Here is a 14,523-nt window from a genome sequence, read left to right on the forward strand (position 1 = left end):
GCCCGACGTACGCCGAGGCATCCGCGTCAAAACCGCATAAGCTTCGCGGGCAAAACTATGTGAGGCATCGACAACCTTTCGCGGGCATATTGACATGAGGCATTACGGAACATCGCAAGAAAGGTGCGCTCCCATGACCACCCACTTCTATACTGCTTCAAGCCTCGACGGGTTCATCGCCACCCCCGAGCATTCCCTTGAGTGGCTGTTCAAGCAGGACTTCGATTTCGAAGGCCCCATGGCATACCCGGCTCTTCGCGGTTCGTGGTGAATGACCCTGCCTAGGGACAGCGCTACATCTGAGAGGCTGGCCAACCTGCAGCGGTTCCAAGGAGGACCTGCCCTTCGAAGTGGCAGCTCATCTCGTTCGTCTGCTCGAAACTGAAGCTCTTGCGCTCGATCCGAACCGCATCGGCTAGGGGACTATCCCCGGGCCAGATTATCTGGCCACACGCAAGAATCGGGCCAATCGCACCTGGTGTCGTGAACTCGACCACTGCCTGTCCAGGCTCGGGTGTCGCGAGGTTGGTGATCGGAACCGACCAAGGTTCACCATACATAGTTAGCTCCCCAAAAACATCACAGGCTACCAGACCCAAGAGCCTGTGCGCGGCGGAGAATGCATCGGCATACACCCGGGCTGCGCCCGAAAGAGATTGAATGACGTCTTCCGTCGTGTGGGCGCGATACTGCGACCGTGGCACCGCCAACTCGGCCTCGTGCTTGTCGAGTTGATCGTCAGACAGTCTCGCGGTGAGTTCCTTACGCGCCGCGTGCAGTTCTTCTTTCGCGGGGCGATCAAGGGCCGCGGAAGCTTCGTCGAAGTGCACCCAAATGTCAGACTGGCCCAATTGGGCAGCAAGTTCGCGGCACGCTTCATTAATCCGCCGCTCAGTTGGCTGATCGGCGCCCAAGAGGTGGGCCACGTCGGGCGGAGCTGGCTGAGTGACTAATCCACTTGCTAGCTCCTCCCTACTCCAGATGATTTCCGAGGTCATTTCGTGCGTCGTGTAGGGAGTCCCTGAAGCAAGTTGAGGGGCGCGAAGGAGAGGATATCCGCTGAGGCGAGCCCGAAACCAGCCAAGTGTGTTTCGGTGCGCGCACTCAAGTCTCTGTGCTCGCTGAATCCAACTAGTCCACTCGCTATCGCCTACGTGTGGCCTCCCAAAGTCGGCAAGGTTCGGGTCAGCCATGAGAGCAGGCAACCTGGAACCGTGCTCGAGGGGGCTTCTCACCAAACCACTAACAGCGCTCTCAAAAAACTGAAGCAAGGCAGGAATTCCTGTCGCCCTGTCTCCTCGTTCCTGCAAGCCCTGGTTCCGAGGCAACTTCGCCGCGACCTCCTGAACTGTCGGAGTTTCAGACCATGCGTCAGCAAGTTGCCAAACGGCCTTCCACTGCATCGGCGTAACGCCAGCTCCAATTTTCACTTGATCACACCTTCGGTAGGACGGAATTCAAAGCCAACGGCTCCGGGTGACCTTGTTAATAGCGTCGGTGACGCGTCTAGCTGCTGTCTTCTCCGGCGAGATTGACAGTATGGACTCTACGGTGGTGCTGGTAGTGTGCTCTATATTAATAGTTGCAGAATCCACCTCACGATTCGGCGCCGCAACGAATGAGGTGCCCGGCGTCGATCGGTAGGTAACCGGCCACCTGGACGGGTTGTGGCCGCCGCTCTCGCGCGGATAGACGACACCAGTCGCTCCGAGTGGACCTACAGTTTGAGTGAGCCGGTCGACCGCTACCCGAGGTGCTACCTCTTGAACGAGGGCTCCCCCTTCTGTACAAGCCTCCCTGAAGTGAGCTTCTAGTAGCTCACATCCTTCTTCATCTGAGAGCGGTGACTTGGGCCTGAGTCGCTCACGACGTCGCAAGCGCTGCTGAAGGGTCAGCCTCCAGAGTCCGACAGCCAAGGTCACGGGGCCGTCATCGACCTCCCCGACGATGGTCAGACCATCGAATATTCCTGGAGCACTTGTCCACTCAACCCATCCTGTGCGCGACGCCCCGATCTGAGCGAAAGGACGCCCCCTGCCATCGCGCCACATTGTGACTTCAATGGGCTCAATCTCTGGCACAACGCGATTCAAGATCGCCGCCACCAATTGTGGGCTCTCATCGTCAAGCGGTCGATTACCCGCCTCGCTTATCCGCACCATACTGAACGGCAACTGTGCAGCCACCCGAAGCAACTCATCGCTGGACAACGCCCGCATCTGGGATGAGAAGAGGACGCGGTTCTCATCGCTGTCGGTCAGCGAATCCGGCAATTGCACGAGACCCTCGGCGTGGGCGAATGCCGCGAAGTAGTCACCGAACGAATCATGCACGGGCACACGGACACCTCGGTGACCGGCAACCTTTACAACCGCGTTAACCAACCCGGTGCGCTCCACGGCCTCTTGAATGGACACTGGGTCCACGGCCACTCCCTCGTTCAGCAGGGTGCTAACTGCCTCGCGGAAGAGTCGAGCCCACTCAAGAGGGTTTGCATAGCGCTTTCCCTCGTTCAGCAATTCCGAAAAAACAATTCCCAAGACAGCCGATGCCGTGAAAACGTCCCCAGCATTGTTGTCCTCAGCCATTCGACCAACAGTGAGTTGGTACACCTCTGCTCGGTCACTGAACTTCACCCCACCGGCTACCAACTCAAGTGCTAGTCGCAAGAGCATGGGGTTCCCGGCAGCGTCACCTATGGCATGTTCGACCTGCGCCAAGGCAGCGCTCTCGGGTAACTCAGTCGAAGCAATCCCGGCAAGTACGCACCTGGTCAACTCGAGCCGCTCGTCCGGCCCGAACGCCTGAGGGTAGACCCGCTGGATCGACACAGACGCTGGGAACGTGGATGCGCAGACGCTCTCATCTCGCCCCACTAGCACGAAGTGCGCGCTACGTCCTCCAGCAAGGTGGCCACGCAACTCCTTAGCTAGCTCGGCCCGAGTTCCGGCTGGCACCTCGGAAACCCCGTCAATGATGACCGTTGACTGCGGGTCCCCCAGCACATGCCGACCGACGACGCGCGAGAGGTCCCGCCCCACAACATCACTCACTGCGTCCGCCACAGCGCGATCGAGGCCCCGCGCTAGGTACCCCTCTGCGGGACAAACGATCACGCTGGAACCACACCCAGCAGCTTCCACTCGCCACAAGCAGGCAAGTGTCGATTTGCCCGTTCCGGTGCGTCCCGCAAGCACGAGATGTCCATCGTGGGCGCGCAGGTCATCGACGCCGAGATCGGTTTCGTACCAGCTCGCACGAACTGTGGGAACGACGATTTGATCGATACACTCGGCGGCAGCCTTCGTAACGTACTCAGCAACCAAGCCATCAGCCCATCGATCCTCAGCAGGTATATAGCTCAGCCCGCCGAGCACCTCGAGGATCTCTTCCCGCGAGATGAAGCGCTCCTCAGCGGGCTTGAATCCGGCCCGAGACGATATGAGTCGCCACAGCCCGTTTATCCGATTATTGGCTTCCTGCTCGCTATCGGGGTGGTTCGGCCCGTTCTCCAAAAGTGCTCGAACTTCGGCCTGCGCCTCCAAAAGCCGCGCTTCCACCGTCCAAGGTTCTATGACCACGCGCGCCCGACCGGCAATTTCACAAAGAGGGTCAGTGACTTCTACCTCTAGCATCGCCGCCAACAGTTGATGATCCCCACCTTCGGCGGCTTCGAGGGCCCTCACGACCTCCCGTGCCGAGGGGCCGAGCTCTCCATCAGTCATAAAGAGAAACTCTGAACCGACGCTCACCGGGAGGGAGGCCCACCTCCGCAAGACCTTGAGCAAGTCCGTTTTCGACCACTTGTACGGCGCAGACCGTGACTTCACCTGAATCCCGCGAGACACACGCGTTTCCCCGCGCCCGTCGCCGGACGCGACGTGGACCTCAAGGTCGACGACATCGTCTACACCCTCGACACGGATGCCCGCCAAGGCTGAGTCGGCGGCGACTTCCAGGGCCGTCAACACTCCATGGCAGTGCTGATAGTTGAACCCTGAAACCGCATCAACCCCGCCCATGGGCCACCACTCTCGAACCTCTGCCATGTCCGTGGAGCCGGTCACTGACATATCCCGGCACATGGCCACGAGTTTCGCGCCACTGCTCGGCCGTGATCGCGCTGATGCCGAGGAGGCGGACAAGCACTGGGACTGGGATGTCCGAGGCAAGGTCGGAGAGCGTGGTGTTCCGAGCACGACGCGGGCTGATCCCACGCAGACGCATCATTCGCGACAACGATGTCGGGTCCAAGTGCGCTCCGACACGGTCTCCGGGGAACAACCACACCTCCGGCGATGCAGCTAGGCCGGCGTTGGCGCCGTCTCGATGGCCCTCGGGGAGTTCACGGACAAGGTCGGCCACGCGAGAAGGTAGCTCGATTCGCGCCTGCCCCAAGGACAACCGGATGAGTCTCCCCTCGTGGTGTACCTGGTGGTGGGTCAGGGCGACGATCTGTGACGGTGACAAGCCGTAGAGCAGGATCAGGCAGGCGGCCGCTCGTTCCCGCAACGGCCATGATTCGTCGGTCAAAGCGTCACGAAGCAGGCGTTCGCGTTCCCCCGGCGTGAACCTGTCCCGCGGCGCTCGATAGCGGTCGCTGGGCACTGCAATGTCCGGTAGGTGGCGGTGTCGTTGGGCCCACCGCAGAAAGCGCAATAGTCCGCGGCGCTGCTCGGGGTAATCAGCGAAGTAGCGATCGAGCACAAACTGACTGCATTCGTCCAACGCACTGTCCATCTGCCGCAGCCATGCAAGAAAGTCAGTCACTATGCCGACTTGGTGCATTGCCGAGTACCGCCGACCATGACTCAGGCCCGCTGCGTCAGCGCTCCTGCGCGCCCTGGCTAGGACGTGCCAGAGTGCGTACTGCTCCACAATTCGCCGATCCTTGGTGTGGGCCTCGGCGAGCTTGCGCTCGATCCCCGACTCCAGACGTGCGATCCGGTTGTCTCTGGCCGGGATGGCCCCGGTGGTAACGAGCAGCGATCGCAGGTGCTCGACCGCCCCTGCGGCTCCTCCTCTGGCACCCGCAGCCTCGTCCAGCACCTCATGGCTGGGAGCGAGCCCAGTCTCGGCGGATCGCCGAACGACCCGGGCGCCCTCGCTGTGGCGTAGCCACCGCAGTTGCGTCTTGGGATAGGGAGCCCCCACCAGGATCTCGATGAGCGGCTCCCACCCTGTCAGCTCTCCGGGAATGGGTCCTGCCACCAGGTCGGTCATTGCCGATCGGAGCAGGCATCTCTGGCACACGAGCGTCTCCCCCTCGTGGTAGCACCAGTCGGTCCTCGAGCACCTGGAGCACTGGGCCCACGGGCCTCGGTAGCAGCGTACGCAGATAGTCAGGCCCCGGCGCGACCTGATGGGCTCGACCCGTCCGCACATGTCACACCTGCTTGTTGGTTGCTCGTAACAGGTGGGGCACAACGGAATCTTCGTCTGCGGGTCGGTCCGTGCGACGGGCGCTTCCCGGCCACAGCGGCCACACTCGCGCCACGTGCTTCGGTCCCGGCGACGGCACCGAGCACAGCGGGGGCCACCTGCGCTCCCTTGCCGGTCAGCGACTCTCTTCCATCGGCCGCACACGCTGCACGACTCCAGCGGCTTGGCCTCGTGATGGCACCGGGCACACACGGCGCGCCCCTCCCGTCGAGCAGCCACCTGCCGGTTCTGTCCACAGACGGCACACAGCGCGACGATAGTGCGGCTGAAGCACCTCGCGCACACCCGACGACCTCCCTCCTGTGGATGGGGCAAGCGCAACATCCGTCCGCAGTGATCACAGGCCCATCGGCGTACCGATACCAGCCCGGCGGCGGACAAGGCGTCGATGAAGTCACCGACCACGAGCGGCCCCCGAGGCTCGCCGTCGAGCAAAGCCTCGGGGTGGGCGAGCAGGTGGTTGGCCAGCTGCGCCCGACGCAAAGGCGATGACGCTACGTGCTCGAGGACGACCATCGTTTTCGCGGCACTCCACGGCACAACAGCCAGGTCAGCGACCTTGGCCACCACCTCCGCGATGAACTCGACCTGGCGCCTTTGACGCTGCACACCGTCGGAGCCCCAGGATGGGCCTCGCCGACGACGACAGGGACGACACAGGGGCTCGTCACCGTTACGCGCCGTCACGCTCCGGATCTGTCCGCATCCGGCGCACGGTGCCCAGCCTCGAGGGTCAGCAGCGGTACAAGTCTTGCACCGAGCCTGGCCATCAACCCGTGTGCAGACGGCTCGCAGTTGGCCGCATCCGACACATTCGGCGCGGGCAGCCCTGCGGTAGCACTTCTCGCATTGGCGCCCCTTCGGATGTGGGAGACGCAAAGGGACTTCATCACTGCCACAGGCCGGGCATCTCAGATGGGCCACCCCGGCGACGCCGCTGCGATCCAGTGCCGCGACGAAGTCGAAGCACAGCCGCGAAGTCGACGCATCCGGCGCGGCCAGCAAACCTGGCCTGGCCGCAACCTGACTGATCAGGCGTTTCAACGTGCTCGGTGACGCGGCGATCACATCGGCCACCGCCGCGATCGTCGCGGAGGTGACCTCAGGGTCAACGATCTTGACCAGACTCACCAGCCGGTCGACGTCGACTGCGCGGAGGGCATCAGGCTTGCGTGTGTAGACCACCGGGCCTCACTCTTTGACGATCCGCGCCGGTCGCGGCCGCGGCAGATCTGCCGGGGACAGCTTCGTCTCGCCTACCGCCGTCCGAGTGCGAGCCTTAGCCGCTATCGCGTAAGGCTCGAACAGCTCGTTGGGCTCGCACTCCAGCGCATCACACAAGGCCGCCATGATCGGCAAGCTGAGCCGCTCCGGGGTGCCAGTGACCAGCCGAAAGGCTTGCGAGGCCGACAGTTCGATCCCGCGCTCAGCCAACAGCGGCAACAGATCCGTCGTGGCGTACAGGCCCCGATCAGCCATTAGTTGCCGCAGGTTCCAGTGATACTTCACGACTCTCATGCCGTGTCCTTCCCCTCGGTTGCTTCACCAGCAACGCCGACCATGCTCGGAGCACTCTCCAGCAGCCCCGGCGCAGACCTGTCCAGCGCGGCCCGCAGCGTCGTGTTCATGAAGTCTGAGCTGACGCCGGCATAGATCGAGGTGGTCGATGCCCACGCGTGGCCAGCCTGACGCTGGACGAAGTAGGCATCCCAACCGTCTTCGATCAGGTGAGTGACGTACGAATGGCGCAGTCCGTGCAGTCGCAACTCGGCGGGCAAGCCTGAAGCCTCCCGGTACTGCCTGAACCGGGCCTCTAGGTAACTGGCACTGACCTTGCCACCGCGCTCGGTGGGAAACATCATCGTGCGCTGACCGACCTCGTACAGCGGGCGGACCCGTGTCACGTACTCCTCTAGGACCCCCACGATCCACGGCATCACGGTCAGCACCGTCCGGCGCCGCGGCGGCGATCCCTTCGCTGCCTTCCCATATCGCACCAGGCACGACCCCCACGTACCGAACTCGGGTGAGGAGGCGTTGGTGTAGAAATCGGAAAGCGCCAGCCCGACCAGTTCTGCCCGCCGCAAACCGTAGGCGTAGCACGTCTTGAGCATCACGGCATCTCGAAAGGCAGCAAGCGAGCCCTTGCGCCCCGAGGCAACTGCACGCTCAACCTGCTGATCAGCGAAGTCGAACAAGCGTTGCAGCTCCGATCGAGTGAACGGGCGCACCGCCGGGTTGGCCTCGAACTCACTGGTGTGGCGCGCGATATTCCACTCGTGGAAGACCTGGGCCGGGTGGGCGCCGAACTGCTCAAAGCAGGCCTCGCCCCACCCGTACCGTGGATCAACCAAGTAATCACAGAACATCGCCACCGCGCCCTGATACGCCCGCACCGTCGAGAAGGCCCGTTTGTGTGAGCGCAGAACAACGGTCCATTCCTCGACATCGCTCGGCTGCCACTCCCACGGATAGGTACCCGCGAATTGAAAGAAGCGATCGACCGCCTTCAGACGACTATCGATCGTCGTACGGCTGAGCATCCGCGACTGCTGCTGAATCTCCCAGCCTCTGCACATCGCCGTCCAGACAGCCTCTTGAGGATCGAGATGAACCACCTCATCCTTTAGCAACGCCCACGCAGACCCTGGGTTCCTCTCCCGCTCACCCAACGCATTCACCATCCCGAAGCCCGGTCCATCCGATGCACGATCATTGCATCAGATGCAATCCGACCGCAAGGCCACCCGGATTGCCGGGCCAGGAGCCTCCCAGAGACGATGTCGCCGCGAGCGACAGACGAAGCCCGCAGAACCAAGAATCTCCGGTCCTGCGGGCTTCGTCAGATGCACGAATCGTGCATCCGCTTCTATAATTGGCCTAATGGACCGAGACGTGGACGTGGTCCATGTGGTTCTGAGTGGGTGAACCGCGGTCGGCCATCATCCGCCACGAGCCACCGGGGAACCAGATGCGCTGCTTCCAGATGATGTATTTGATGCCGAGGCTGCCGGCGTTGGCCTGCATGTACGCCGCGATCGCGTCGCCCTCGGCGAAGTTGCACATGATGTCGACGGCGTGACCGCTGCCGTGGTCGAGCGGGTCGCCGGGGCGCAGCCCACCGATGCTCGTAATGCTCGGGAAGTTCTCGCGCACCGCGGCGTACACGAGGACGCCATTGGGCTGCAGGCCGAGCGCGCGGCCGGCAGCGGCCCACTTGCCCGGGTCGCCGGGAGCCGGGGCCGTCGGGGCGTCCGGGGAGGCCGCCGACGGGGCAGCCTTGTCGTCGCTCGTCTCCGTGGCCTTCTTCGGCGCCTTCGGCTTCGGCTTGGCCTCGGCGGTGATCTCAACGACGCCGGCGCCAGCGAGGGTGTTGGCGGCGGGGGCCGCAGCGGGGGCCGCCGTGACGGCGGTCCGGGCGGTCGAGCGCGATGAGGTCTGGGTGGTGCCCCGCTCGCTCAGCAGGGCGCTGGCCTCCGCATCGGAGGTCTGGTGCTCGGCGCTGCCCGGGTTTGCCGCAGCGACTGCGGGGTCGGGCGTGGAGGCTCCGGCAGCGACAGTGCCGGTACCAACAAGCAGCCCGAAGCCAGCCATCGACTTGATGGCCGTGCGGCCGCCCGGGAGGGCAGGAACCACCAGGCGGCGGCGCGCCGCGCCATGGCGCGGCGTGTAGGGCGTGGACGTCACAGGTGTTACCTCAGGGGGGAGTTCGTTCGTGCGGCCGGTCCGGACCACCATAGCCCGGTCCGGACGGGATTGTCACATTTACGTAACGCGGGTTACCTATGAGTTTGGGTCCGGTCCCCCAGAACCGGGAGTCCGGACCCAAACTCATTGGGAGAGAAGGGGGTCAGCCCTTCTTTGCCTTGACCGCGTCGGTGGCCTGCGGGAGGACCTGGAAGAGGTCACCCACGACGCCGAAGTCGACGAGTTCGAAGATCGGCGCTTCCTCATCCTTGTTGATCGCGACGATCGTCTTCGAGGTCTGCATCCCGGCCCGGTGCTGGATCGCACCGGAGATGCCGGCCGCGACGTAGAGCTGCGGGCTCACCTGCTTGCCGGTCTGGCCGACCTGCGAGGTGTGCGGGTACCAGCCCGCGTCCACGGCCGCGCGCGAGGCGCCGACCGCGGCGCCGAGCACGTCCGCGAAACCCTCGACCGGGGAGAAGTCGCCGCCGGTGCCACGACCACCGGAGACCACGATCGCGGCCTCGGTGAGCTCGGGGCGACCGGACGCCTTCTTCGGCTCGGACGCGGTGATCTTCGCGGCCTTGGCGGCGTCGGAAAGGGTCACGGAGACCTCTTCGTACGCGCCGGGAGCCGGGGACTGCTCAGGGGCGGCAGAGTTCGGCTTGACCGTGATGATCGCGGTGCCGGTGGTCGCCTTCGCCTTGACCGTGTAGGAACCGGCGAAGACCGACTGCGTGGTCTCCGGGCCGGCCTGCACGTCGACGGCGTCGGTGATCAGACCGGAGTTGGTCTTGATCGCAAGGCGCGCCGCGACCTCCTTGCCGGCGGGGTTGCTCGGGATGAGCACCGCGACGGGCGAGGTCTTCTCGACGAGGTCGGCGAGGATCTCGGCCTGCGGGGCCACGAGGTATTCGGTGACCTCGGGGTCGCTGACGGCATAGATCTTGTGCGCGCCGTAGCGGGCGAGCAGATCCTTCGCGGTCTCGGCGCCGGGGCCGATGAAGACCGCCGAGGGCTCGCCGAGGCGGCGGGCGATGGTCAACATCTCGGCCGTGGGCTTGCGAACGACGCCAGCGGCGTGATCGACGACAACGAGTACTTCAGCCATGTCGGTTTCTTTTCCTCTCGTCCCTGGCCGGGTCAGACGAACTTCTGGGCAGCGAGGAACTCGGCGAGCTTGGTGCCGCCATCGCCCTCGTCGGTCACGATCTCGCCCTGCTCACGCGGGGGGCGCTTGGTGAAGGACTCGACCGCGGTCCACGCACCGGCCGCGCCGACCTGACCAGCGTCGACACCGAGGTCGGCGAGGCTCCAGGTCTCAACCGGCTTCTTCTTCGCGGCCATGATCCCCTTGAAGGAGGGGTAGCGCGGCTCGTTGATCTGGTCGGTGACCGAGACGAGCGCCGGAAGGGAGGCCTCGATGGTCTCGCTCGCGGTGTCGCCGTCGCGGCGGATCGTGACGCTGCCGTCGCCCACGGTGAGGTCGGAGGCGAAAGTGACCTGCGGCAGGCCCAGTCGCTCGGCGACCATCGCGGGGACAACCGCCATGGTGCCGTCGGTGGAGGCCATGCCCGTCAGGATCAGGTCCGGGGTGCCGATCTTCTTGATGGCCTCGGCCAAGATGAGCGAGGTCGCGGGGGCGTCGGAACCGGCGATCGCATCGTCGACGACGTGCACGCCCTTGTCCGCACCCATCTGGAGGGCCTTCTTGATCGCTTCCGATGCCGAGTCCGGGCCGATGGTCACGACGGTGACCTCGCCCTCGCCGGCTTCGACGATCTTCAGGGCCTCTTCGATCGCGTACTCGTCGAGTTCGGACAGCAGCCCGTCGACGCCCTCGCGGTCAGTGGTGTTGTCATCGTTGAACGTGCGCTCGGACTGCGCGTCCGGCACGTACTTGACGCAGACGACGATGTTCATAGGTCTGACTCGTCCTCTTCCTTAGGTCGGAGATATACCAGCTAAGTCTCGTAAAACGCGGGCGGACGATCGATGACGCCGCGGGCGCCTAGAGGCTGCGCACCCTCCAACCTAGACCCGCCGGGTGAGTGTCCCCTAATCCCTCTCGGGTAATGATCACCACATCGCCGGCGGCGCCCGGCGGCCCATCGGCGCCCGGCCCGATCAGGAGGCGGCGTTCACGAGGACGTGGAAGGCGGGCTCCTCGTAGGGGTGGGCCGCGCGCAGGGTCGCGACCACCGTCTCGCGCAAGGGGCGGGGGAAGGTGAGCTCGACCCGGTTCTCCTCCACGTGCTCTAGCTCCCCCACCGTGCCGATCGTGGGATCGGCTCCGGCGACCGGGCGGAATTGGCCGAGACCGGGGGCGACGAAGGCGCACTCCCGGTAGTCACCGATCGCTCCGGCCCCCATCTCGAAGAGGGCGGCGAGGACCGCGTCGGTGTCCGCGACCGGGACGTAGAAGACGAGGACATCCAGGGGCGGCTGGGTCACCGGAACTCACCGCCCGCCCGGGTGGCGGTCGCGGCGATCTCCGCCGACGCCGCGAGGTCGGCGATCTCCTGCGGGCTCAGCTCCCTCTCGCTGCGGCGCTTGACCACCCTCCCCGGGACGCCGGCGATGATCGAGCGCTCGGGATAGCGGCCGCGGGCCACGGTGCCGGCGGCGAGCACGCTGTGCGCACCGACATCGGTGCCGCGCGTCACGACGACCTTGGTCGCCACCCAGACGTCATCACCGATCCGCACCGGAGACTTCACGATCCCCTGATCCTTGATCGGGACGGTGAGTGATTCGGTCCGGTGGTCGAAATCGCACACATAGATGTCGTCGGCGAAGAGGCACGACGCCCCGATCTCGATGTCGAGCCAGGTATTGACCGTGTTGCGAATCCCGATGACGGTCTTGTCCCCGATCCGCAGCGTGCCCTCGTGGGCGCGCAGGGCCGAGCCACCACCGATATGGGTAAACGCTCCGACGATCATCCGCGCATACCCCCTTCGTACCTGGAACTCGACTCCCGGCCCGATGAAGCAGGGACCTTCAAAGACCAGACCCGGATTGCGCAGCCGCGCGCGAAGCATCCGGGAGTAGCCGAGCAGGTAATGGCGGGTCCAGGCGCGATTAGCAAGGACCCAACCGACCCATCGCCACCAGGTCCACTGCTGGGCGGCCATGGCCTACGCCTCGGGCTTTCGGCCGGTCACCCCGACGTTGTAGAAGAAGCGTTGCGGCACGACGCGCGCGAGGACCTCATCGACCCGCATGAGCCGCTTCCACCCGGTGTAGGCGAAGGTCGCCCACCCCCAGCCGAGCCGCTCGGGCTTGACCGCGTACTCGAAGGTGCGCACCGGCCAGCCGAAGAAGGCCGACGCCAGTTCTTCGGTCGTCGTGCTCACCTCGACCGCACCCGCGCGGCGGGCCATCGCGGCCAACTCACCGGGGTCGAAGGTGTGCAAGTCGACCACCGCTTCGAGCGCTGCCGCGCGCGAGGACTCATCGAGCTCCTCGGGCTCGCGCGCCCACCTCCGCCGGAAGGGAGGCAACGCCGCAACCCGCGTACTGACCTCCCAGGTGATCCGCCCCAGGTGGCGGGCGTACCAATGCCCGATCGTGGTCGGTTCGCCCGCGATGACGAGGCGGCCACCGGGCTTTAAGACCCGCACCATCTCGCGCAGGGCCCCCTCGACGTCCGGGATGTGGTGGATCACCGCATGCCCGACGACGATGTCGAAGGTGTCGTCGTCGTAGGGCAACCGCTCGGCGTCGGCGACCCGCCCCTCGACTTCGAAGCCGAGACGGCGCGCGTTTTCCTGCGCCGCCTGGACCATCCCCGGCGAGAGGTCGGTGACGTGCACCTCGTCGAGGACGCCAGCGAGCTTGAGATTCAGCGAGAAGAATCCGGTCCCCGCACCGAGTTCAAGCGCGGTGCGATACGGGCGGTTTTCCGCGTCACCACGGACCGGTTCGACGATCCGCGAGAAGCGATCGCGCACGATCGAGGTACACCGCTCGTCGAAGGAGATCGCCCACTTCTCGTCGTAGGTCTGGGCCTCCCAGTCGTGGTAGAGCACCTGGGCGAGCTTGTTGTCTTCCCACGCTCGCTCGATGTCTGAGGCGCTCGGCTGGGCCACCTACGCTCCCTCGAAGCGCGCCTTGCCGGGGCCGTTATCGATGAACGACTGCATGCCGTTGGTCCGGTCCTTCGTGGCGAAGAGGCTCGCGAAGAGGAGCCGCTCGATCTCGAGCCCGGACTGCAGGTCGACCTCGAGCCCGCGGTCGATCGCCTCCTTGGCCGCGCGCAGGGCGTACGGCGCGGCATTGACGTAGGGGCGCATCATCGCCTTGGCCTCGTCGAGGACCGCCTCCGGCTCGACGACCTTGTCCACCAGGCCGATCTCGAGCGCCTCATCGGCGTCGACGAAGCGACCCGAGTAGACGAGGTCCTTGGCCTTGGCGGGACCGATCAAGCGGGCGAGGCGCTGAGTGCCGCCGGCACCGGGGATCACGCCGAGGAGGATCTCGGGCTGGCCGAGCTTGGCCCCCTTCGCCGCGATCCGGAAGTCACACGCGAGGGCGACCTCGCAGCCGCCACCGAGCGCGTAGCCGGTCACGGCCGCGACGGTGGGCTTGGGGATGGACGCGAGCGCGCGGGTGAAGTCCTGCAGGCCGCTCGACTGGTCGACCATGTCGGTGTAAGACATCTCGGCCATTTCCTTGATGTCGACGCCGGCCGCGAAGACCCGCTCGCCGCCGTAGACGATCACCGCGGCGATGTCCTTGCGCTCGCTGCACTCGCGAGCGGCCTTGCTGAGCCCCTCCTGGACCTCCCCGTTGATGGCGTTCATCTTCGGGCGGTCCATGCGGATGATGGCGAGGCCGTCTTCGACCTCGAGCCGGACGACGTCGCTCACGCCTGGTCCTCCTGCGCGGTGTTGGCCTCGACGGCCTCCTGCAGGCTCATGCCGGTCACCCGCTGGTGCCAGAGCTGCACGCCCTGCATGACGAGCGGGACGGCGAGGCCCATGAGGCCGCGCACATCGGCGCCGCTCGGCAGGATGTGCTCGCTCGAGACGATCAGGGTGTCGTTCGGGCCGAGGACGGTCTTGATCAGGTTGAACGCGCCGTTGACGTCATTGCACGCCTCGTAGCGCTCGATCGGGTCGGTCGGCACCGGAGCCTCGAGGGACCACTGGCCGAAGACGCTCAGCACCCCGGACTCGTCATTGGCGGTGCGCACGAAGAGGCGCTGCTCGGAGAACTCGAAGGCGACGTCGCCGTCGGTGTCGATCTCGGCCTCCAGGCCGAGTTCGGCGAGGGCGTCGCGCACGCGCTCGGCGAGCGGCGCCTCCGGCGTGTCCGGCTGGTTCGCCGGGGCGGGGGTAGACGGGGAGAAGTTGGGCAGGGCGGTCGGGTCGCTCATGGGTTCCAAAC

Annotated in this window: 14 protein-coding genes; 1 reads left to right on the top strand and 13 read right to left on the bottom strand. The window is 65.2% G+C overall.

The features are described 5' to 3' along the window. Window positions 1–133: 133 nt before the first annotated feature. On the top strand, window positions 134–271 hold the full coding sequence (locus AB8K43_RS13460; RefSeq protein WP_370894719.1) for a hypothetical protein: 138 nt from the start codon (window positions 134–136) through the stop codon (window positions 269–271). 22 nt (window positions 272–293) lie between these two features. Here the strand turns inward: AB8K43_RS13460 and AB8K43_RS13465 are convergent, their stop codons facing one another. The 13 genes from AB8K43_RS13465 to AB8K43_RS13525 all read right to left on the bottom strand — a co-directional run bounded on the left by AB8K43_RS13465 (window position 294) and on the right by AB8K43_RS13525 (window position 14,512). Next, window positions 294–926 carry a hypothetical protein gene (locus AB8K43_RS13465; RefSeq protein ID WP_370894720.1) on the bottom strand — a complete coding sequence of 211 codons (633 nt, stop codon included), beginning with the start codon at window positions 924–926 and terminating at the stop codon, window positions 294–296. Between the two features lie 531 nt (window positions 927–1,457). Beyond that, on the bottom strand, window positions 1,458–4,067 hold the full coding sequence (locus tag AB8K43_RS13470) for a hypothetical protein (RefSeq protein WP_370894721.1): 2,610 nt from the start codon (window positions 4,065–4,067) through the stop codon (window positions 1,458–1,460). Further along, the gene (locus tag AB8K43_RS13475; protein ID WP_370894722.1) at window positions 4,009–5,223 is read right to left on the bottom strand and encodes a hypothetical protein; all 1,215 of its coding nucleotides are present in this window, start codon (window positions 5,221–5,223) and stop codon (window positions 4,009–4,011) included. Before AB8K43_RS13475 ends, AB8K43_RS13470 begins: the two co-directional genes overlap by 59 nt. Window positions 5,224–6,633: 1,410 nt before the next feature. Beyond that, a complete protein-coding gene (locus AB8K43_RS13480; protein WP_370894723.1) occupies window positions 6,634–6,960 on the bottom strand; it encodes a helix-turn-helix domain-containing protein in 327 nt (108 codons plus the stop codon). Further along, on the bottom strand, window positions 6,957–8,060 hold the full coding sequence (locus AB8K43_RS13485) for a tyrosine-type recombinase/integrase (protein ID WP_370894724.1): 1,104 nt from the start codon (window positions 8,058–8,060) through the stop codon (window positions 6,957–6,959). Before AB8K43_RS13485 ends, AB8K43_RS13480 begins: the two co-directional genes overlap by 4 nt. Window positions 8,061–8,322: 262 nt before the next feature. Continuing rightward, window positions 8,323–9,129 (bottom strand): hypothetical protein, encoded by an 807-nt coding sequence (locus AB8K43_RS13490; protein WP_370894725.1) that lies wholly within the window; start codon window positions 9,127–9,129, stop codon window positions 8,323–8,325. Window positions 9,130–9,292: 163 nt separating this feature from the next. After that, window positions 9,293–10,240, bottom strand: a complete 948-nt coding sequence (locus AB8K43_RS13495) for an electron transfer flavoprotein subunit alpha/FixB family protein (RefSeq protein ID WP_370894726.1) — start codon at window positions 10,238–10,240, stop codon at window positions 9,293–9,295. Between the two features lie 32 nt (window positions 10,241–10,272). Further along, a complete protein-coding gene (locus tag AB8K43_RS13500) occupies window positions 10,273–11,052 on the bottom strand; it encodes an electron transfer flavoprotein subunit beta (protein WP_370894727.1) in 780 nt (259 codons plus the stop codon). 204 nt (window positions 11,053–11,256) lie between these two features. Continuing rightward, window positions 11,257–11,583, bottom strand: a complete 327-nt coding sequence (locus tag AB8K43_RS13505; RefSeq protein ID WP_370894728.1) for a hypothetical protein — start codon at window positions 11,581–11,583, stop codon at window positions 11,257–11,259. Continuing rightward, window positions 11,580–12,266 (bottom strand): acyltransferase, encoded by a 687-nt coding sequence (locus AB8K43_RS13510; protein WP_370894729.1) that lies wholly within the window; start codon window positions 12,264–12,266, stop codon window positions 11,580–11,582. The genes AB8K43_RS13505 and AB8K43_RS13510 overlap by 4 nt, the downstream gene beginning before the upstream one ends. A 3-nt stretch (window positions 12,267–12,269) precedes the next feature. Further along, window positions 12,270–13,223, bottom strand: coding sequence for a methyltransferase domain-containing protein (locus AB8K43_RS13515; protein ID WP_370894730.1), 954 nt, complete (start codon window positions 13,221–13,223; stop codon window positions 12,270–12,272). After that, window positions 13,224–14,003, bottom strand: a complete 780-nt coding sequence (locus tag AB8K43_RS13520) for an enoyl-CoA hydratase/isomerase family protein (RefSeq protein WP_370894731.1) — start codon at window positions 14,001–14,003, stop codon at window positions 13,224–13,226. Further along, window positions 14,000–14,512 (bottom strand): YbjN domain-containing protein, encoded by a 513-nt coding sequence (locus AB8K43_RS13525; protein ID WP_370894732.1) that lies wholly within the window; start codon window positions 14,510–14,512, stop codon window positions 14,000–14,002. Before AB8K43_RS13525 ends, AB8K43_RS13520 begins: the two co-directional genes overlap by 4 nt. Window positions 14,513–14,523: the final 11 nt, after the last annotated feature.

The organism is Janibacter sp. GXQ6167, from assembly GCF_041365945.1.
In the GTDB taxonomy this organism is placed as follows: Bacteria; Actinomycetota; Actinomycetes; order Actinomycetales; family Dermatophilaceae; genus JBGFSK01.

Bases quoted from the DNA above. Each gene is read 5' to 3' on its own strand.
- AB8K43_RS13480 (WP_370894723.1), bottom strand. From the start codon at position 6,960: ATGAGAGTCGTGAAGTATCACTGGAACCTGCGGCAACTAATGGCTGAT.
- AB8K43_RS13475 (WP_370894722.1), bottom strand. From the start codon at position 5,223: ATGACCGACCTGGTGGCAGGACCCATTCCCGGAGAGCTGACAGGGTGG.
- AB8K43_RS13525 (WP_370894732.1), bottom strand. From the start codon at position 14,512: ATGAGCGACCCGACCGCCCTGCCCAACTTCTCCCCGTCTACCCCCGCC.
- AB8K43_RS13460 (WP_370894719.1), top strand. From the start codon at position 134: ATGACCACCCACTTCTATACTGCTTCAAGCCTCGACGGGTTCATCGCC.
- AB8K43_RS13510 (WP_370894729.1), bottom strand. From the start codon at position 12,266: ATGGCCGCCCAGCAGTGGACCTGGTGGCGATGGGTCGGTTGGGTCCTT.
- AB8K43_RS13495 (WP_370894726.1), bottom strand. From the start codon at position 10,240: ATGGCTGAAGTACTCGTTGTCGTCGATCACGCCGCTGGCGTCGTTCGC.
- AB8K43_RS13500 (WP_370894727.1), bottom strand. From the start codon at position 11,052: ATGAACATCGTCGTCTGCGTCAAGTACGTGCCGGACGCGCAGTCCGAG.